Annotated in this window: 14 protein-coding genes; 13 read left to right on the top strand and 1 reads right to left on the bottom strand. The window is 50.6% G+C overall.

Features of this window, described 5'->3' with window-relative positions:
- Nucleotides 1-24: 24 nt before the first annotated feature.
- The 5 genes from ABEA14_RS17275 to ABEA14_RS17255 are packed head-to-tail and all read left to right on the top strand — an operon-like array spanning nt 25 to nt 7,458.
- On the top strand, nt 25-516 hold the full coding sequence (locus ABEA14_RS17275; protein WP_345341816.1) for a pilus assembly FimT family protein: 492 nt from the start codon (nt 25-27) through the stop codon (nt 514-516).
- Complete coding sequence (locus ABEA14_RS17270) at nt 506-1,147, top strand: type IV pilus modification PilV family protein (protein ID WP_345341745.1); 642 nt, start codon at nt 506-508, stop codon at nt 1,145-1,147. The genes ABEA14_RS17275 and ABEA14_RS17270 overlap by 11 nt, the downstream gene beginning before the upstream one ends.
- Nucleotides 1,147-1,968, top strand: coding sequence for a PilW family protein (locus ABEA14_RS17265; protein ID WP_345341743.1), 822 nt, complete (start codon nt 1,147-1,149; stop codon nt 1,966-1,968). The genes ABEA14_RS17270 and ABEA14_RS17265 overlap by 1 nt, the downstream gene beginning before the upstream one ends.
- Nucleotides 1,958-2,440: a hypothetical protein gene (locus ABEA14_RS17260; RefSeq protein WP_345341741.1), complete on the top strand. Its 483-nt coding sequence runs from the start codon at nt 1,958-1,960 to the stop codon at nt 2,438-2,440. Before ABEA14_RS17265 ends, ABEA14_RS17260 begins: the two co-directional genes overlap by 11 nt.
- Entirely contained in the window at nt 2,437-7,458 is a 5,022-nt protein-coding gene (locus ABEA14_RS17255) for a DUF6701 domain-containing protein (RefSeq protein ID WP_345341739.1), read from the top strand. The genes ABEA14_RS17260 and ABEA14_RS17255 overlap by 4 nt, the downstream gene beginning before the upstream one ends.
- Here ABEA14_RS17255 and ABEA14_RS17250 read toward each other — a convergent pair.
- Nucleotides 7,455-7,973: a YbaK/EbsC family protein gene (locus ABEA14_RS17250; protein ID WP_345341737.1), complete on the bottom strand. Its 519-nt coding sequence runs from the start codon at nt 7,971-7,973 to the stop codon at nt 7,455-7,457. The two genes, ABEA14_RS17255 and ABEA14_RS17250, sit on opposite strands and share 4 nt — an antisense overlap.
- 216 nt (nt 7,974-8,189) lie before the next feature.
- Here ABEA14_RS17250 and ABEA14_RS17245 point away from each other — a divergent pair, with 216 nt between their 5' ends.
- Genes ABEA14_RS17245 through tldD form a run of 8 tightly spaced genes read left to right on the top strand, consistent with a single transcriptional unit; the run spans nt 8,190 to nt 19,048 of the window.
- Nucleotides 8,190-9,233: a rod shape-determining protein gene (locus ABEA14_RS17245; RefSeq protein ID WP_345341734.1), complete on the top strand. Its 1,044-nt coding sequence runs from the start codon at nt 8,190-8,192 to the stop codon at nt 9,231-9,233.
- A gap of 60 nt (nt 9,234-9,293) precedes the next feature.
- Entirely contained in the window at nt 9,294-10,145 is an 852-nt protein-coding gene (gene mreC / locus ABEA14_RS17240; RefSeq protein ID WP_345341732.1) for a rod shape-determining protein MreC, read from the top strand.
- Nucleotides 10,145-10,633 (top strand): rod shape-determining protein MreD, encoded by a 489-nt coding sequence (mreD, locus tag ABEA14_RS17235; protein WP_345341731.1) that lies wholly within the window; start codon nt 10,145-10,147, stop codon nt 10,631-10,633. Before mreC ends, mreD begins: the two co-directional genes overlap by 1 nt.
- 10 nt (nt 10,634-10,643) lie before the next feature.
- Nucleotides 10,644-11,234 (top strand): Maf family protein, encoded by a 591-nt coding sequence (locus tag ABEA14_RS17230; protein WP_345341729.1) that lies wholly within the window; start codon nt 10,644-10,646, stop codon nt 11,232-11,234.
- A 13-nt stretch (nt 11,235-11,247) separates the two neighbouring features.
- The gene (rng, locus tag ABEA14_RS17225; protein WP_345341727.1) at nt 11,248-12,717 is read left to right on the top strand and encodes a ribonuclease G; all 1,470 of its coding nucleotides are present in this window, start codon (nt 11,248-11,250) and stop codon (nt 12,715-12,717) included.
- Nucleotides 12,718-16,770 (top strand): YhdP family protein, encoded by a 4,053-nt coding sequence (locus ABEA14_RS17220; RefSeq protein ID WP_345341725.1) that lies wholly within the window; start codon nt 12,718-12,720, stop codon nt 16,768-16,770.
- Nucleotides 16,770-17,600 (top strand): carbon-nitrogen hydrolase family protein, encoded by an 831-nt coding sequence (locus ABEA14_RS17215; protein ID WP_345341723.1) that lies wholly within the window; start codon nt 16,770-16,772, stop codon nt 17,598-17,600. Before ABEA14_RS17220 ends, ABEA14_RS17215 begins: the two co-directional genes overlap by 1 nt.
- Entirely contained in the window at nt 17,600-19,048 is a 1,449-nt protein-coding gene (gene tldD, locus ABEA14_RS17210) for a metalloprotease TldD (protein WP_345341721.1), read from the top strand. Before ABEA14_RS17215 ends, tldD begins: the two co-directional genes overlap by 1 nt.
- Nucleotides 19,049-19,195 lie beyond the last annotated feature (147 nt).

Below are 19,195 nucleotides of genomic sequence, written 5' to 3'. Positions count from 1 at the left end.
GTTAGGTGTTATTTGTTGCCTGTGATGCAGCGAACGGAGCGGGGCTTTACTCTGGTAGAGCTAATCACCGTGTTAATTCTGGTTGGGATCCTGTCGGTTGTGGTGGTCGGCAAGTTTTTTGGCCGTGGTGGCTTTGAAGAATATACCTACCGAGATCGTCTGTTGGCCAGCTTACGTTTGGTGCAGTACAACGCCATGAATCACCGTACTGAAACCTGTCATCAACTCTTGCTCGAAGCAAAGCGCTACGGTGTACCAGATAGTAACCCGTGTACTGCTTCGCAGAGCTATTCCGATGAGTATTTTGACGACGTGCTAGAGCCAAATCGGAGCGCAGATCTCACTGATAATGATCGTGTTAGTTTCCTAGCTTTGGCGACTTTGCCATTGGATATTCGTTTTGATGGCCTGGGCCGACCGATTGGTGCCTGCTCGGGAGGATGTCAGGTCCGAGTTAGTGGCGAAGTAGTACTAAATATCTGTATCGAGTCAGAGGGGTATGTGCATGCCTGCTAACACCTCTAATTCAGGTCGTGGTTTCTCTGCTGCTCGTGGCTTTACCCTGATAGAGGTTATTGTTGGCATTGTAGTGCTGGCTATCGCCCTGACTTTGATGACGACGTTACTGTTTCCTCAGGCAGAGCGGAGTGTCGATCCCTTCCATCAGGTTCGCGCATCTGAGTTGGGTCATAGCCTGCTCAATGAGATCCTGACCAAGAAATTTGATGAGTGCTCAAACCATACTGGTGATGTGCGCTCAGATTTGGATTGCACCAACAACCCGTCAGGGAGTTATCGTTGTGACGAAGCAGGCCCCAGCGGCGTGTTTATCCCTTGCATTGATACTATTCCCCGATGTCCCTCAAGTACTATCTCCAGTGCCACCGAAGAGGGTGCCAATAATCGCGTTAACTATGATGATGTGGATGATTACCACTGCCTGGACCAATCCGGAGATGAAATTGAAAATGCTTTAGGCGAGCCTCTGGTCGACTTTTATCACAACTACCGGGTTCAAGTGCTGGTAGCTTATGACGGAAATGCGCTGGGGTTTGCCAATAACCGCGCTGCAAAACGGGTTTCTATTCGAGTGACACTCCCCTCTGGCGAACAGATTGATTTTTCGGGTTATCGGGGGAACTACTGATGGCCTGCTATAGGTTAAAGAAAGCTCGCGGTATTACATTGATAGAAATGATCGTGACGATTCTGTTACTTGGGATCGTGTCGGTAAGCATTACGCGTTTCATCGAAGTCGGTAGTGAAATATATGTCGACGTCGCCGCACGAGAGCAGCTGCTGAGTGAAAGTCGGTTTGCGCTGGAACGCATGACTCGTGATGTGCGGGCTGCCGTCCCGAACAGTGTGCGGGTCACCAGTGGTATCAGCGGCACAGAAACCGTTCAGTGTATGGAGCTGCTGCCACTCAGAGGCAGTTCCAGCTATACCGCATTGCCAGTGACCGTGTCAGCCACAACAGCACAGGCAATATCAATCAAAAGCTATAGCTTCAGCAGTGGCGATCAGATGCTGGTGTATCCTCTGCAGACAGATCATGTTTATGACGCAAGCAGCGCTCGTCGCTACCAGGTGACAGCGATCAATAGTGTGCCCGGTGAGGATGACTTAGAGCAATTGGAGTTTGGATCTGCTACTCAGTTTGCCGCGGATTCTCCTACCAATCGTTTTTATCTGGCTGCTCAGCCAATCAGCTACTGTGTTAGAGGCGGTCAACTCTATTTGCACACAGGTTACGGTTACAACACAAACCAGCAGGTATTTGGTGCAGGCGGGGCGTTAATGGCGAACCAGATCAGTAACAACCTGCTGGTTGAGCCTGTTTTTCGTTACGCCGGTGCGAACCAGAATCGCAATGCGTTGGTCATTATTCGCTTAAAGCTCTCCCGACCTGATGATGGAGAAACCTTGGCTTACAACCATGAAGTGCAGGTGCCCAATGTTCCTTAGTTCGAAGCGGTCGCCGTTAAAAAGACAGCACGGCAGTGCGCTGTTGTTGGCACTGTTTATCGTTATTGTGTTGGTGATTCTTGGTGGTGCGATGACGCGAATTTTGGGTTCATCATCTGAGAGTGTGACTTATGAAGTGTATGGCGTTCGTGCCATGCAGGCCGCACAGGCAGGGGCAGAGGCGGGTTTGGCTACCCTGTTCACGCCTGGTGCTGCAGATCTGCATTGTGATGGGCAGCTGACCTCTGTTACAGATGATGATTTTTCATCGAGCACGATCTTTCCGGCACTTAATCTTTCTGGTGTTGAAGGGCTGGAAAACTGCAGCGTTGTTGAGGTTCAGTGCGCGGACCTGAAACATCAGGGGATAACTTATTACCACATCATCAGTACCGCCACCTGCACAGTGGGCGGAGGTAGTACTGCGTTGGTGATTAGCCGCCAGGTTGAAGTTGAGGCGAAGTCATTATGAATGCCCGTTTACCTTTGTTTCTGATTTCGCTCACGTTGTTTATATCAAAGGTCAGTTGGGCGGCAAGTTGCGATGACATTTTTGCGAAACCAGCGCAGTCATGGAGCAGCAGTGGCCGATTGACCATGTATAACAACTCCCAGATATCTAACAGTGCTGATGGTGTTTTACCATTCGTCAATAGTACGCCAAACCCACTTCCAAACAACTCTTGTCGCAGTATTCCAGGCCCAGATGTCTGCACTGTGACCGGCTCCCCTGCGCCAAATAGAGACAGTTTTAGCTTTCAAACCACGGGTAGTAATCGGTTTATTCAGGCTAATAATGGCGACACCATCATACTGGGTGAGGGGGCATACAGTGGCAACGAGTTTGGCAATATTCAACTAAATGGTGGCAGGGTTGAGTTTTCGTCGCAGCACAGTGAATACAAGGTTGGTTGGATACAGATTAATAACAACAGTTCTCGCCTGAGACTGCATAGTAGCACCGTATGGGTCAACGGTAACTTCACCTTGAATGATGGTCGAGTTGAGCTAATCAATAGTAACAATGTAGCGACCGTGATGGTTCGCGACCACTTTGAAGTGAATAGCGGTAACGGTCGGATTAACAATAACGGCGATCCGAAAAAAATGCTGTTTTATTCAGGGGAAACAACGAGACTCAATGACGGCAGGGTGTGGGCCACTTTGTTTGCTGACAATCAGTTCGTGATGAACAACGGCAGTGAGTTAAATGGCGCTGTCAATGCGATGAATGTTGTGATGAATAATGGTGATATTAATGGCGAAGATGTCAGTGGTATCGATTTTTATCCTGTGTGTGGTGATTCTCCAGTTTTGCTACCTCCGGTCGACAGAACATGTCCGATAGGCGAAACCTTGGGAGCGGGTGTTGAGTGGACAACCCACAACACACAGAGTTGGAGTACCTCTCGCTCCCCTGAAGACGCTGCCACCTTTCAGCAAGTTATTGATGGGTTTGCCAATGACACTTACCTGATTGGCAGCTCCGTCATCGATGACATTAACTTCGGTGGTACCGATATTAATCCCCACGGTAGCCAGCAAGACTTTTATCTCAGCACCTTTATCGGTTATATCGAAGCACCGGAAGACGGCATATATGAAATTGCTCTTGATGGTGATGATGCCGTCGAAGTTCTTATCGATGGCCAGGTGGTGACCGGCTGGTACGGCCCTCACTCGCGAGCGGGTGGACCCAGGTTTGAAGCCGAGATAGGCCTTCAACAGGGCTTTCATACCCTAGAGTTTCGTCATCATGAGCGAAGCGGAGAAGAGTACTTCTACCTGTATTGGCGTACACCCACCCAGATAGCGAATGGTAGCAACTTTGTTATTGTACCCAATGCACAGCTCTCTACCTGTTATGAGACCAAGCCTCCAATTACACCCGAGTGTCCTGCTCCTGTCGCGGGGTTAGACTTCTACACCTTTGACAAGTCTGTCGGTTCACCTGCGGACGCCGTTGCTTTTCAGCAGCAAGTTGATAGTTATGGTCGCTTGGGAACAGAGCAGGGCAGTAGTGTTGTTGCGGTGATAGATGGTTCAGGCAATCCCCATGCTGGGCCAGATGATTTCCTAAGCCGGTTTATCGGCTACATCAATGTGACTGAAACGGGTCAGTATAAATTTGCCGTTGACGGTGATGATGCTGTCGAGATCCTGATTGATGGTGAGGTGGTCACCGGATGGTATGGCGCCCACAGTGATTGTAATTACTGTACTACTTATCAAGCCGCAGTCGGGTTGGAAGCGGGTTACCACACCATTGAGTATCGTCACGAGCAGGGTGGGGGAGAGGCTGTTTACCGCCTTATGTGGTCACCCCCTAGCGAAGACAGCTTTAGCATCGTGCCGGATTCGGTGTTTGAGCGCTGTCCTCCCCCCACTTACGAGTGGGGCCGCGTGACAATGAACAACGGCAATGGCTCTGTCACGTTAACCAATGATTATTTGGGCCAGTCGCCGTTAGTTTTCGTTATGCCAACTATTGTCTATCCCGATGCGGAAGAGGATGGTCCCGCAACCGTTGCTGTCCGGAACATTACGGCCACTGGGTTTGACCTTGTTCAGCTGGATCCGCCTAATCGCTACAGTAACGAGCCCGGAAGTAAGGCGATGGTAGAGGTGGATTACTTTGTAACCCTGCCAGGGCGAGTTCAGATGCCTGGGGGGGGCGAGTTTGAAGCTGGCACCGTTGATACGGCAAAGTACCAGGGGCGTCGCTCCGCGAACGGTACAGGTAAAGGCGGGTGGGAAGATGTTAACTTCTCCGCGGTCTTTGGCTCCACTCCGGCGTTGTTAGGGCAGATCCAAACTAACAATAATCCAGACCTCTGGAAAACTACGGCAATCAGGAATGTGTCGACGAGTAGCGCCGAGTTCTCAATTGAGATGTCAGAGATGCCAGGGCGTTCCAGCGGGTGGGATAATAGGCCATCGACCTCCGAAACTATTGCTTACCTGGCAGGAACTGGTAGCGGCAGTTTTCAACAGAATAATGAAACGATTCTTTATGAATTTGGCCGGGGATTAACCCACTCCGCTGGTAACCGTACAAGAGATCTGGATACTCAGTGCGAGTACCTCAACACACACGTAAACAACTACATAGACCCGCCAGTTTTGATCGCCAATCGCAATACGCGTAACGGTGGTGATGGTGGCTGGCTGCGCCGTTGTCAGAACTTCGCCCGTTCAGCGAGTTTTGTGAACGACGAGGATCAATCAGAGGATCGCGAGCGCAGTCATTATGGCGAAGATGTCGGCTATCTGGCTCTGAGTTACCCGGACAATACGGCACCCATTTACGACTATGTGATCACCACTTCAGTTGATGCACTCACCTGTAAAGTGCATGACATTGGTATCGCTGTTTATCAAAACAGTGTGCCGGTCACCGGTTTTCTTGGTGATGTTCAGATCTCGACAAGCTCAGATACCGGAGTTTGGTCCAAAGTTGATGCTGATGGCACTTTGCAGGACCTCGGTAATGGTGACGCCCGCTACAGCTTCGTTGCCAGTGATGGTGGCAATGTGACCTTGGGACTTTATAACAATATTCAAGAAACAGTCACCGTGACCGTGGCCGACGGTTTAAGCAGTAATAGTGTGGATATTACTTTTCGGGCGAAGGGTTTTATTGCCGAGGTCACACCATGGCAGGAACCCAGTTGGAGTAAACCCAATCAACTAGCGGGACAGAGCTTCAGTTTGGTTTTGACTGCCGTAGGTGAAGACCCAACCTTGCCCGGCTGCCAGCCGATTGTGGATTATGCGGGTAACAAGTCCCTGGAGATGTGGCAGAGTTATATCACACCGGTTCCGGCTGTAGACGACCAGCGGTACCTGAAAATTGGTGGTAGTGACTTGTCCATTGACCCTGATGACCCGACAAACGTGTCGGCTGTTTTCAACGGGGGAGTCGCGACACTGTCAGACCTTGTATATTGGGATGCGGGATCCATATCAATCCATGCGCGAGATGAGTTTGATGTTGGTGGACCGCCAAGTGATCCTGATGGCGCTGATGAGATTATTCAGGGAAGTAGCGAAATCCTGTTTAGTCCGGCAGCGTTGGTGATCGAATCAGTTGTCGATAATGCTGATACGGACAAGCTGAACCCTGAAGGTACTGCCAGCTCGGGTGAGGGTTTTGTGCCTGCTGGAGCTCCATTTAATGTCAACATTAAAGCGGTGGCTGTCGACAGAGCGACGGTGACGCCTTCCTATAGCGTTGATATTGCATTGACCCCAGAAATGACAACGCCTGCCGTGGCTAATGGTGGAGTGGTTGGGGTGCTTTATCATTCAGACAGGATTACGCCACCGCCTGGTTGGGCACCAGTAGGAGCGACAGTGATCTCTTCCAGAGTTTTTGATCAGGTGGGAGATAAAGGCATTGCCAATATCAATGGGCTGACTTATGCCGAAGTCGGCAGTATTCGCTTGGCCGTGCTGACTGATGAATGGCTTTACCCAGATAACAGGCTGTCATTAGACTCTGGTTCGCAGCCGGATATTGGGCGCTTTTATCCGTTTACATTTGAATTGGTTTCCTCAGCAACAGGTCATGGCAATAGCAGCAATGCCACTTGTGGGCCCAGCTTTACTTACATGGATGATGATGCGCTGACTGTCGAATACCAGGTCACCGCTGTGAATGCGAGCAGTGAGCGCAGCATCACTCTCAATTATGATCATTCGATCGGTTATAACGTCGGAGAGCTCGTACTCGCAGCGGAAGATGCGAACAGTGGTACTGATTTGGGGCTGCGGTTGCAGAATGTTCTCGCAGAGTGGCTGGAGGGGGAATATACACTCGCTGTGAGCGATGCCAACTTCAGCCGAGAGTCAGGCATTGTGGATGGACCTTTCTCAGAACTGCAGTTAAGTCTTTTGGTTTCCAGTGAACAGGATGACGTTAATTTTGACCTTCTGGATCAAAACGCAACCACGACGGATGATTGCAGTGCTGAAGATAGCTGTACCAGTCGTGGCATCGGCACCCTTCTGGAACTACGGTATGGCAGGTTAGCCACAGGAAATGCCTATGGCTCTGAACTGCAGGCGCTTGCGATGCCTATTCAGATCGAATCGTTTGATGGTACCCGTTTTGTCACTGAAACAGATGATCTCTGTACGCAAATCCCGATCAACAGGGTCACCCTGAACAGCGAACCGCAGGGGCAATTGGATAATATCCCGCTATATGATGGCTCGGGTCAGACGGATGCCAGTTTTTTGCGCCCCGTCGACGAAGGGCAACTGCAGTTCACCTTGTCGGCACCGGGCGAGGGCCATGAGGGTAGAGCTGAAATCCGGTTTGACTTGAGCGACCTGCAATTCCTGCGGTTTGAGTGGGACTGTGCAGCCAACCTGACCACCTGTGATGGCACGGGTATCAGCGATCCACCGGTGGCTGAAGGTTACTTTGGTCGCTTCAGGGGGAATGATCGTGTGATCTACTGGCGTGAAACGGGTTCTAATTAGTCTTTTGTTTCTGGCGGGTGGCAGCAGTCTACTCGCACGCCGTCTACCAGTGTCAAATAGTCACTGACGTTCATGACCACCGACTGAGTCAGGGAGCCACAGGTAAAGGCGATTTTTTGATTGGCAAAGATGGTTTCGTCGATAAACAGTTCGCATTCCAGCAGTTTGCCACCAAAAGGTGGCAGCGCCCCTTTTTCCACGCCTGCTACAGCCATTAGCTCCTCATCTGAGGCGAACCTGACCTTCTGAGTCTGCAGTATCTTGCGTACCCGGTTCGAATTGATCCTACATGCTGCTGATATGACAAACATGCTGAATCCGCGCTTACTTTTGAACAGTAGCGATTTGCCGCCAATGGTTAGCGACGTGCCCCGATGCCGGGCACTATGATCGCAGGTAGGAGCAAGGTCGTGGTCGATGATCTCATAGGCCAAACCGTTTTCTTCAAGCAGGTTCCTGACTTGCTGGTTTAGCGATGGCTGATTGAGTAATGGCTTGTTGGTGACTGGATCCATAGCTCAGTGTACCTGTGAGAGATGACGATTTTTGCAGGTTTTGTTATCGAAACGATACCAAACGTTTAAAAAAGCGTCAGATAAGGCGCAAAAACCGGTTGGGGCCGTTATTACTTGAAAGCTATCACACTCGTCTGCTTGCTGAAAACAGGGGGCGTTGGTAAAGTTACGCGGTTAATCTAAACCCTCAATTCGGCATCTTGGTAGGCGCTCCCTATGTTCAAGAAACTTCGCGGCCTGTTTTCAAATGATCTCTCCATCGACTTGGGGACAGCCAATACTCTGATTTATGTGCGTGATGAAGGTATCGTGCTTAATGAACCTTCGGTAGTTGCAATCCGTCAGGAGCGCGCTGGTGGCCCAAAAAGTGTGGCTGCCGTTGGACACGCAGCAAAACAGATGCTGGGACGTACGCCTGGTAATATTCGCGCAATTCGCCCAATGAAAGACGGGGTGATCGCTGACTTCTACGTTACCGAAAAAATGTTGCAGCACTTCATCAAACAAGTGCATCAAAACAACCTGCTGCGGCCAAGTCCTCGCGTACTGGTTTGTGTGCCTTGTGGTGCTACTCAGGTAGAAAAACGTGCCATTCGCGAATCTGCGATGGGTGCAGGTAGCCGAGAAGTATTCCTGATCGAAGAACCTATGGCAGCAGCCATCGGTGCCGGTATGCAGGTATCGGAAGCGCGTGGGTCAATGGTGGTAGATATTGGTGGTGGTACCACTGAAGTTGCCATCATCTCTCTGAACGGTGTGGTTTACTCATCGTCAGTCCGTATCGGTGGTGACAAGTTTGATGAAGCGATTATCAACTATGTACGCCGCAACTACGGCAGCTTGATTGGTGAAGCGACTGCTGAGCGTATCAAACATGAAATTGGCTCGGCTTACCCGGGCGAAGAGCTGCGCGAAATTGAAGTGCGCGGTCGTAACCTCGCGGAAGGTGTACCACGCAGCTTTACATTGAATTCAAATGAAATTCTCGAGGCCCTACAGGAGCCGCTGACAGGTATCGTCAGTGCTGTGATGGTAGCGCTGGAACAGTCTCCGCCTGAGCTGGCATCGGACATTTCTGAGCGCGGCATGATGCTCACCGGTGGTGGTGGTCTGCTGAAAGATCTCGACCGACTGCTGATGGAAGAAACGGGTATCCCTGTGGTGGTTGCCGATGATCCTCTTACCTGTGTGGCGCGCGGTGGTGGTAAAGCCCTTGAAATGATAGACGTACATGGTGGTGACCTGTTCACCTATGAGTAAGGGCCGTTTGCAAATGCGCCCTGAAAACAGGCCAACTTCAGTCAGGAGTTGGCCTGTTTTATGAAACCTATCTTTGGCCGAGGCCCCTCACTTCAACTCAGGCTGGTGATTGCCGTGCTGCTATCACTGTCGCTGATGGCAGCTGATAAATCGCTGCCTCAGGTTTCGCAGTTTAAATTTTATCTTTCTACCTTGGTCAGCCCTTTGCAGTACCTGGCTAATGCGCCGCAGAGTGCTCTGACATGGGCTGTCGAACATCTCAAGTCGCGTCAGAAATTAATCGAAGAAAACAGCAAACTCAGAGAGCAGGCGTTGATCGACAGCGCTGAGCTGCAGCTTTTGGCGCAGCTAACTCAGGAAAATCTGCGTTTGCGGCAGTTGCTGGGAAGCTCCGAACGCTCCTCTGTCCGCAAAATGGTTGCAGAAGTGTTTTCCGTTAACAGCGACCAGTACAGTCTGCAGGTAGTGATTGATAAAGGCAGCTTCGATGGCGCTTATGTTGGTCAACCTGTGTTGGATCATAATGGTGTGGTGGGGCAGGTCGATGAAGTTGGGTCAACCACCAGTCGCGTCATCTTGATCGGTGATAGTGTTCATTCCATCCCGGTGCGCATCCATCGAAATGACGTTCGAGCGATCGTTACGGGAACCGGTGAAGTAGATAAACTGGTTCTTCAGTACGTGGCGCACAGTACCGATATTCGGATTGGTGATCTGCTGATTTCATCGGGCTTGGGGGGGAGATTCCCTGAGGGATATCCCGTGGCAAGAGTCACCAGTGTTGTTCGCGATGAAAGTTTTCCTTTCGCCCAGGTGACCGCTCGCCCCATTGCTGAACTGGATCGCTTACGTTATCTGTTGTTGCTGTGGCCAAATGCCATAGACCAGCCACTTAGTGAGGGAGCAAATTAGTGAATCTGCAGCTTCCTAACGGCCGAATCGTCATTATTGGTTCATTACTACTGGCATTGGTTCTGACCATCATGCCGATGCCAGCCATTGCATCAGCATGGCGTCCTACCTGGGTGTTACTGGTATTGCTTTACTGGACCATGGCGTTGCCACACCGGGTCAATGTGGGTAATGCCTGGTTGTTTGGGTTGCTTCAGGATGTATTGCTTGGTGCACCTCTTGGCGTCCATGCGCTCTCCTATAGCCTGGCCTGCTATATTTTTGCTCTTAACTTCCAGCGCTTTAGAAACTTTTCCTTATGGCAGCAGTCACTGTTAGTAGGTGTGACCTGTGTCCTTCATCAGCTACTCAGATTCTGGGCAGCATATCTATTCGATGATGTTTCCCTCTCCTACTGGATATTGCTTCCAGTGGTGAGCAGTATGGTGCTTTGGCCCTGGTTGTTTTTGCTGCTGAGAAAGATCCGTCGGCGTTTTAAAGTTCGTTAAGGAGTAAGTGATGACCAGGCTATTTAGTGCGCCTCTCATCTTGGCTTCTGCGTCGCCCCGAAGAAAAGAGCTGCTTTCACAGATTTGCCCTACCTTTGATGTGCTTCCTGCTGATATTGATGAATCAGCGTTGCCAGGTGAACTTCCAGAAGCCCATGTTTGCCGGTTGGCAAAACAAAAGGCACTGCATATTGCGAAAAATCACGCTGATGCATTGGTACTGGCATCCGATACCATTGTGGTTGCTCAAGGCCAGATTTTGGGAAAACCCATTGATGATCAAGACGCCGCGCGCATTCTCGGATTACTATCAGGTAATGAACATCAGGTGATGACGGCCATTGCGGTAGCCTGTGGCAGCCGCTGCGACGTAGAGTGCATCACCACAAATGTTTGGTTTCGGATGCTTTCGCCTCAGGACATTTCAGACTACTGGGCGACAGGCGAACCTGCTGATAAAGCCGGTGCTTATGGCATTCAGGGCCTTGGCGGCCGCTTTGTAGAGAAGATCCATGGTAGTTACAGCGCCGTGGTTGGATTACCACTGGTGCAAACAGAGCGGTTGCTGCAGCGCGTAGACCAACAGATTCAAAAAAATTAATCGGGAGTAGCGGGTGAACGTCGAACTTTTGATAAACGTGACGCCTAGTGAAACAAGGGTAGCGCTGGTTGAAAACGGCATTTTGCAGGAAGTACATATTGAACGGCGAGCCAAGCGCGGCATTGTCGGTAATATCTATCAAGGCAAGGTAAGCCGTGTATTACCTGGTATGCAGGCTGCTTTTGTTGATATTGGTTTAGACAAAGCTGCGTTTCTGCATGCGTCGGATATCGTACCGCATACTGAATGCGTGGCGGATGTTGAACAGGAACACTTTCAAGCCGGTAATATCGCTGAGCTGGTTCAGCAGGGCCAAAACCTGATGGTTCAGGTGGTCAAAGATCCGTTGGGAACCAAGGGGGCCCGGCTGACGACAGATATCACTCTGCCATCTCGTTATTTGGTCTTTATGCCGGGGCAAAGCCATGTCGGTGTTTCCCAGCGTATTGAAAGCGAAGAGGAAAAAGCTCGGCTGAAAGATCTTGCCGGTAAGCATATCGATGAGATCGGTGGGTTTATTGTACGCACTGCGGCCGAAGGCGTTGGCGATTTAGAAGTAGAGCATGATGCCAAGTTCTTGAAGCTATTGTGGCAGAAGATCCAGGAGCGCCGAGCTGCCAATCAGCCTTGCTCAGTTCTGTACGAAGATTTACCGCTGGCATTTCGTATCCTGCGTGATTATGTCGGAACCGGCATCGACAGGATCCGTATCGATTCCCGTCAGACCTTTCAGCGATTAAAGCAGTTCTTGCAGGACTTTGTTCCTGAGTTGACGGACAAAGCAGAGTACCACGCAGGTGATCGACCCATCTTCGACCTGTTTGATGTTGAAAATGAGATCCAGAGGGCGCTGGATCGCAAGGTTGAACTCAAGTCCGGTGGCTATCTGATCCTGGACCAGACCGAAGCGATGACCACCATTGACATCAATACGGGTGCGTTTGTTGGCCACCGAAACCTTGAAGAGACCATCTTCAATACTAATCTGGAAGCTACCCAAGCCATTGCCAGGCAATTACGCCTCCGAAACCTGGGCGGCATCATTATTATCGATTTTATCGATATGGTGGATGAGGATCATCAACGCAGGGTTTTGCACAGCCTGGAGCTGGCCCTTGGACGGGATAAGGCTCGTTTCAGTATCAGCGGGTTCTCATCGTTAGGCTTGGTGGAGATGACACGTAAACGCACGCGCGAAAGCCTGGAGCATGTTCTGTGTGCAGTGTGTCCGGAATGTCAGGGCAGGGCATCTGTTAAGAGTGTTGAAACCGTGTGCTATGAGATCCTGCGAGAGATCTTACGAGTGAATAAAGCCTATGAGGCAGATCGCTTTGTAGTCTACGCTTCGCCTAGGGTGGCTGAATCGCTTGAGGGTGACGAATCCCATAATCTGGCAGAGCTAAAAGTATTTATAGGAAAAGAGGTCTCGGTGCACCAAGAAGCCCTTTATGCTCAAGAGCAGTTTGATGTGGTGATGATGTAAGTGAGTAAACGCTTCCTGTCTCCACTCTATTGGTTAAAGAAAGCCTGGCTGGTCTTAGCGATCGTGCTGGTGCTTTCGGCTATGGCTGTGAGTGCTGTCAGGGCGCTACTGCCTTATCTGGATGACTACCGCGATGAGATCATCGACTGGATGTATCAAGAGTACCAGATAGAACTGTCTATAGACACTTTGACTGCTCGCTGGGAAAAGCTCGGACCATCTCTGGCGCTTCAGGGACTCTCCCTGGCTGGCAGCGACGATGGCTTACAGTTATCGGTCGCCGAAGCCAGAGTTGAATTGGATTTCTGGCAAACCTTGCTTCATCGGGAGTGGCGTTTTAAGCAGCTGACGCTTGATGGTGTTCGCCTGTCTATTGACCCAACATTACAGCAAGCGAGTACATCCGCTGACGGCTCCATCAGAACGACACTGGCTGAACTGTTCTTCCTTCACCTTACCCGCTTTGAACTGACCAACTCTGAAGTCATGTTGAAAGAGCAAGATCAGCAGTGGCGAAAAGTCGAAATTGAAAGCGTGGTATGGATTAACCGGGATGGTCGCCACCAAGGCCAGGGCTCTGTGGTGCTTGAACCTCGCACTCAACAGTTAGCAAATTTTATCCTCGAGCTGGAAGGCGAGCTGGGCAACAAGGAGTCACTTCAAGGGCAGCTCTACATCGATGCTAAGCGAGTCAATTTGGCGCCTTACCTTAACCGCGTGTTGGGTGACTTCTATGAAGTTACTTCGAGTGAGGTCAGCACTGAAGTATGGATCGACTTTGGCTGGGAAAAACTGGAAAGCATTCTGGTGTCATTTGGTGAGAACCATATTGGGTGGAAATCGGGGGACGAGAGTCATACCGTCACGCTGAGCGGTGGGCTTGCCAGCTGGTTACCAACGGACAGTGGCGGTTGGAAGTTCGCTACTCAAAAAACCCAGTTTGCGACCGACGGCCAAGCCTGGAAGGATTATGACGTCTCCGGAATTATCGACGATGAAAAACTGGTGATGTCGGTGAAAGAGCTGGATTTGAGCCGGGTACTTCCACTGTTAACTCTCGCACCAGAGATCCCTCCTGATATCGAGGACCCTCTACGTGGACTTCGGCCTCGCGGGATCCTTCACGATCTGACGCTTTATATAGACGTCAAACAGCAGAAGCTTCACCTTGGGACAGAGCTGTCCGGGCTTGGGTGGAGTGCTTGGAACAGGATCCCTGGTGTTTCTGGCTTGGAGGGAAGGTTGGTTATCCACCCTGACTCCGGCCATATGAGTCTGCATGGGCGTGACCTCCCTGTTGATGTTGATGATATGTTTGCAGAGCCTTTTGCGCTAGCGCGCATGGATGGTGTGTTTTATTGGCTGAAGCAGGAGGGCGTAACCAAGCTGTTCTCTGACCACGTGCGACTCGCTACAGCCGAACTGGGAGTCACATCGAGCTTCATGCTTGAGTTTGCAGAGCAGACCTCGCTCTATTTATATGCTGATACTTCGCTAAAAGATGCATCCAAAGCATACCGTTATTACCCACTGCCAGTGATGGATGAAGAACTGGTGTTATACCTGACAGAGTCTCTGCAGGGGGGGCATACGAAGTCGGGTTCACTGCTTTGGCATGGCAGCTTTGCCCAATATCCTTATGAAAACAATGATGGCATTTTTCAGGCGTATGTGGATTTAGCTGAAGCGACTTTTAAGTTCGATCCAGAATGGCCCGCGCTTGACCCAGTGAACTTGATGCTGAAATTCGAAAATGACGGGATGGAGATTACGTCAACCTCAGGTCAGCTGATGGGAACAGAGTTGTCCGAGTTAAAGGCTGTCATACCTGAATTTAAAGACGAATCAACGTTGTATATCAACGCAAAAGCTTCCAGTGATGGGACGAATGCCACTCGCCTGATGCAGGCATCACCGTTGGCGGATTCGGTTGGGGAGGTTCTAACCGATATTCCTGTCACCGGAGCAATTAATGCAAACCTGGAGCTCACCATTCCACTTTATGAAGCGGCAGAGGTCGTAGCAAAGGGGGATGTCGCATTTAATGGCAACACGGTCACCATTGATGCGGTTGAAACGCCAATCGAAAACTTTGTTGGCAGACTGAGCTTTGTGGATAGTCGCATCAAAATAAGAAGTGGGCGAGGCAATCTGTATGATCACCCAGTGCGTTTTGACCTGGATGGGCGTGAGGTGCGGGGTGAAGATTACCGCATTGATGCCAGTGTCGATGGTCACTGGCCTATGACAGCTTTGAAAGCGCTGTGGGATGACCCCAGGCTGGAGCTTGCTAAAGGAAAAACTGACTGGCAAGGCTCTATTGTGGTTCAGACATTTGGTGAAAAAGTGCGTAGCCAAATCGATGTTCGTACCAGCTTGGAGGGGATCCAATTAGATCTGCCAGCACCTTTTGATAAGCCGTCCGATGCTGCCTGGCCAATACTTGTATCACTTGCCCATGATCAGCAAACTCTCGCAATCGATGTTGATATGCCTGAACGTGGAGAGGCCAAAGTCACCATGACAGATGATGGTGAACTGCTGTTGCTCGATGCGATTAGTGTCGCTATCGGTCGGGCGCAACTGCCGACGCTAAAAGATGGCGATGTCCGTGTAGGCATTGGTCTGGATTCTCTTGATTTGTCGCTTTGGTTGGAGATGGCGTCAACACTGCATCCAGAGAAAATTGAGCCGTCTGGTTTTGCGCCACCTGATGAGCCCAGCCGGGTCAGCTTCAGCCGATTAAAAGCAAATGTAGGGCGTCTTTCTATCAGTGGACTGTTATTAGAGCAGGCAAACTTGGAATTGAATGCGGAAGGCGACAGTTATAACGGACTTATTAAAGGGCACGACACAGATCTGCGGTTTACCTATGCCGACGACTCTGTGGTGATCGATGCAGAGTCGATTCGTCTTGGCTTGCGCCAACAATTGCCGAGCGACCCGGATGCTGAAGCGTCAACTGCTCAAGAACAGTTTGATGCGTTTGAAGAGGCGCTGGCTGAGGACTTGGATAAGGCGAAAACACGAGAGCTGCCCGCGATCTCTTTACGTTGTGGGCGGTGTGGAATCGACAAGTATACATTTGGTGAAATTGAACTAGATATTAGGCCCTGGGAAGATGGACGAGAGGGGATGGAGCTTAGCCAATTGCAGGTGAAACCTCGAGATGGTGAAGTCAATGTTACCGGAGGTTGGCAACTGGGCGAAGCCGGCATGGAGTCCAAGTTTGAAGGCCGGATCCGCAGTAGCAATACCGGTAGAAGCTCTCAGTATATGGGGCTTCCGAGCGTGGTTAGAGACGCCGATATGGATATGCGATTCAGTCTCTCCTGGCTCGGGTATCCTGAAGAGTATCGCCATGAAAACTTCAATGGTGATATTTCAATGGATATGAAGAATGGTTATATCGTTGAAGCCGGTGGCGCGGGAGTGGGCTTGATTAGTCTGCTCAGTCTGGACTCCCTGGTTCGTCGTTTGCGGCTTGATTTCAGTGACATGTTTGATAAAGGTCTTTACTTCAATCGCTTTCGGGGCAACTTTGGTATTAAACAAGGTGTTGTCAGTACCGATAACCTGAAGATGGATGGTCCCAGCGGAACCATGGATATCCTTGGCAGTACTTCGCTGGTGGATGAGACCCTGAATTATGATGTTGTCTTCTATCCCAAGCTAACCGCCAGCCTGCCAGTCTTGACCGCATTTGCGATTACGCCGGTAACCGGGCTGTATGTGCTGGCCTTGTCGACAGTACTGGATCCTGTGGTTGAAGTCGTTTATCAGGTAAATCTTAAGATTGATGGCACCATATCTGATCCGAACGTGCGAGAAGTTGATCGCAAGAGTAAGGATATGAAGATGAAAGACCTGAAAAAAGAGGATGGAGAAGAAGCCGCCCCTGAAGCTATTGGCGAGCCTGCTAAGCCGGTTGGTGATGATTCTTCGCCAGCAGAGCCTCCTACCGTTTTGAGTAAGCCTGCATCGTCTTCAGGTTCAGACGAGCTTGGAGGTAAAGCGATCCCGCTGAAAATGCTGATGCAAGAGGCTGCCTGATGCGTTTAACTGCGCTTCAGTGGGTGAGCTCTCCAGATCCTACCCAGAATCTTTCACACCTTGAAAAGGCCCTCGATAACCTTCCTGATACTCGTCCGCAGCTTGTAGTTCTCCCCGAAAATTGGGCATGTTATGGCGGTGGTGAGCGCCAAACTGCTGCCGTAGCAGAACTACATGGTCGTGGTGAGTTGCAGTCAGCACTGAGTGGATTGGCGAAAAAACACGGTATCTGGTTGGCGGCTGGCTCTTTGCCTATATTGAATCAGGCAGCTGATAAACCGACCGCAACTCTGCTGGTTTATGGGCCTGAAGGCCAGGAAGTTGGCCGGTATGACAAGTTGCACCTGTTTGATGTTGATGTGGCTGATGCTGTTGGCAGTTATCGTGAATCGGATATCTATCAGGCCGGTAAACAGCCAATAGTGATAGACACCGAGCTTGGCAGAGTGGGATTGGCAATCTGCTATGACCTGCGTTTCCCCGAGCTGTTTCGCTGGATGAGAGCGAAGGGCGCCGAAGTTATAGTTCTACCAGCAGCATTCACCCAGGTAACGGGAGAAGCCCACTGGCAAACTTTACTCAGAGCCAGAGCGATTGAGAACCAGTGTTACATTGTCGCCGCAGATCAGGCCGGTGTGCATGCTAATGGCAGAGAAACCTATGGCCACTCATTGGTCATTGATCCATGGGGTGAAGTCCTCGCCATGCAGGATAAAGGTGTAGCTTGTGTAACCGTCATAATGGACAGGGAGAAACTCACTCAGGTCCGTAGTAATATGCCTGTTATGCAACATTCCCGTTTTTTCAGTCATTGGGATAAGGAGTCTTAATGTCTATCGCACTGGCGCAGCAAAATTTGCTTGAGCCCTCAGGACTTACCATCGCTTCACTTGAGCAGACAATCGCATTTTTGCATCAAAAACCGCTCGATTTTTCTGATCTTTATTTTCAATCCAGTCGCCACGAAAGCTGGATGTTGGAAGATGGCATTGTTAAAGAGGGTAGCTTTAACATTGAACGAGGTGTAGGTGTTCGTGCTGTGCAGGGTGAAAAAACCGGTTTTGCTTATGCTGATGAAATATCAGAATCCGCAATCCGAAATGCCGCCTCCGCCGCACGTGGTATTGCCAGAGCTGATATTGAGGGCAAAAGTGCCCTTGCGCTGAAGACGCCAGCATTTAGCGCATTGTATCCAGCGGAAGACCCACTCAATAGTTTGGATGAGCAGGCCAAGATCGCGCTATTGCATGAGATGGAAGCGGAAGCGAGGCAGATAGATTCCAGAGTAACGCAGGTTATCGCAAGTATTTCTGGTGTTTACGAAGAAGTGTTGGTCGTAGCGTCTGATGGCACGCTGGCAGCTGATTATCGTCCCTTGGTGAGACTGAACTGTACCGTGCTGGCCGAACACAATGGGCGGCGCGAACGAGGCTCTGCTGGCGGTGGTGGTCGTGGTGATTACAGCATGTTCTTTGCTGAGGAAAATGGCTCAAAGGTGGCGCTTGGTTACGCGCGCGAAGCCGTTCGTCAGGCTCTGGTAAACCTTGAAGCCATAGACGCACCGGCGGGCACTATGCCTGTAGTACTGGCAGCCGGTTGGCCGGGCGTGTTATTGCATGAGGCGGTCGGTCACGGGCTTGAAGGCGATTTCAACAGAAAAGGCACATCGGCGTTTTCAGGTAAAGTGGGGCAGCAGGTCGCGAGCCCACTTTGCACTGTGGTCGATGACGCTACATTGCAGGGCCGACGTGGTTCTTTGTCGATGGATGATGAAGGCACGCCAGGCCAGTACACCACGTTGATTGAAAACGGCATTCTCAAGGGCTATATGCAGGACAAGCTCAATGCTCACTTGATGGGTGAAAAACCTACGGGTAATGGGCGTCGTGAGTCTTATGCGCACTTACCAATGCCGCGCATGACCAATACCTATATGCTGCCTGGGCAGCACTCGCCAGAAGAGATTATTGGCTCTGTTGAGAAGGGCATTTACGCCCCTAACTTTGGCGGAGGTCAGGTTGATATTACCTCGGGCCGATTTGTATTCTCTGCTTCAGAAGCCTACCTGATCGAGAATGGCAAATTGGGCGCCCCAATCAAAGGCGCGACGTTGATTGGCATGGGTGCAGAAGCGATGCAGCAAATCTCCATGGTAGGTAATGACCTTGCCTTGGATAAAGGTGTGGGCGTGTGTGGCAAAGATGGCCAGAGTGTTCCTGTAGGGGTTGGTCAGCCAACCATCAAGCTGGATCTGCTCACTGTTGGTGGCACTGCTTAAGCTGCTGTCATACACAGCTCAATAAAAAAGCCCGGTTATAATAACCGGGCTTTTTTTGAACAAGTGTCCCGTCCTGAAATAGGTTTACACATTGGAGACCTATGATGGAAAAGCTAGTTTCTTCAAACAGAAAGCGTACTCAGCGCG

The sequence above is a fragment of the Corallincola platygyrae genome, assembly GCF_039544265.1.
Classification (GTDB): Bacteria; Pseudomonadota; Gammaproteobacteria; order Enterobacterales; family Neiellaceae; genus Corallincola; species Corallincola platygyrae.
This window is presented reverse-complemented; position numbering and strand designations above follow the sequence as displayed.

What these genes read in the sequence shown, in the direction of transcription:
- ABEA14_RS17275 (WP_345341816.1), top strand. Translation starts at nt 25, where the DNA reads ATGCAGCGAACGGAGCGGGGCTTTACTCTGGTAGAGCTAATCACCGTG.
- ABEA14_RS17270 (WP_345341745.1), top strand. Translation starts at nt 506, where the DNA reads ATGCCTGCTAACACCTCTAATTCAGGTCGTGGTTTCTCTGCTGCTCGT.
- ABEA14_RS17265 (WP_345341743.1), top strand. Translation starts at nt 1,147, where the DNA reads ATGGCCTGCTATAGGTTAAAGAAAGCTCGCGGTATTACATTGATAGAA.
- ABEA14_RS17260 (WP_345341741.1), top strand. Translation starts at nt 1,958, where the DNA reads ATGTTCCTTAGTTCGAAGCGGTCGCCGTTAAAAAGACAGCACGGCAGT.
- ABEA14_RS17255 (WP_345341739.1), top strand. Translation starts at nt 2,437, where the DNA reads ATGAATGCCCGTTTACCTTTGTTTCTGATTTCGCTCACGTTGTTTATA.
- ABEA14_RS17250 (WP_345341737.1), bottom strand. Translation starts at nt 7,973, where the DNA reads ATGGATCCAGTCACCAACAAGCCATTACTCAATCAGCCATCGCTAAAC.
- ABEA14_RS17245 (WP_345341734.1), top strand. Translation starts at nt 8,190, where the DNA reads ATGTTCAAGAAACTTCGCGGCCTGTTTTCAAATGATCTCTCCATCGAC.
- mreC (WP_345341732.1), top strand. Translation starts at nt 9,294, where the DNA reads ATGAAACCTATCTTTGGCCGAGGCCCCTCACTTCAACTCAGGCTGGTG.
- ABEA14_RS17230 (WP_345341729.1), top strand. Translation starts at nt 10,644, where the DNA reads ATGACCAGGCTATTTAGTGCGCCTCTCATCTTGGCTTCTGCGTCGCCC.
- ABEA14_RS17215 (WP_345341723.1), top strand. Translation starts at nt 16,770, where the DNA reads ATGCGTTTAACTGCGCTTCAGTGGGTGAGCTCTCCAGATCCTACCCAG.
- tldD (WP_345341721.1), top strand. Translation starts at nt 17,600, where the DNA reads ATGTCTATCGCACTGGCGCAGCAAAATTTGCTTGAGCCCTCAGGACTT.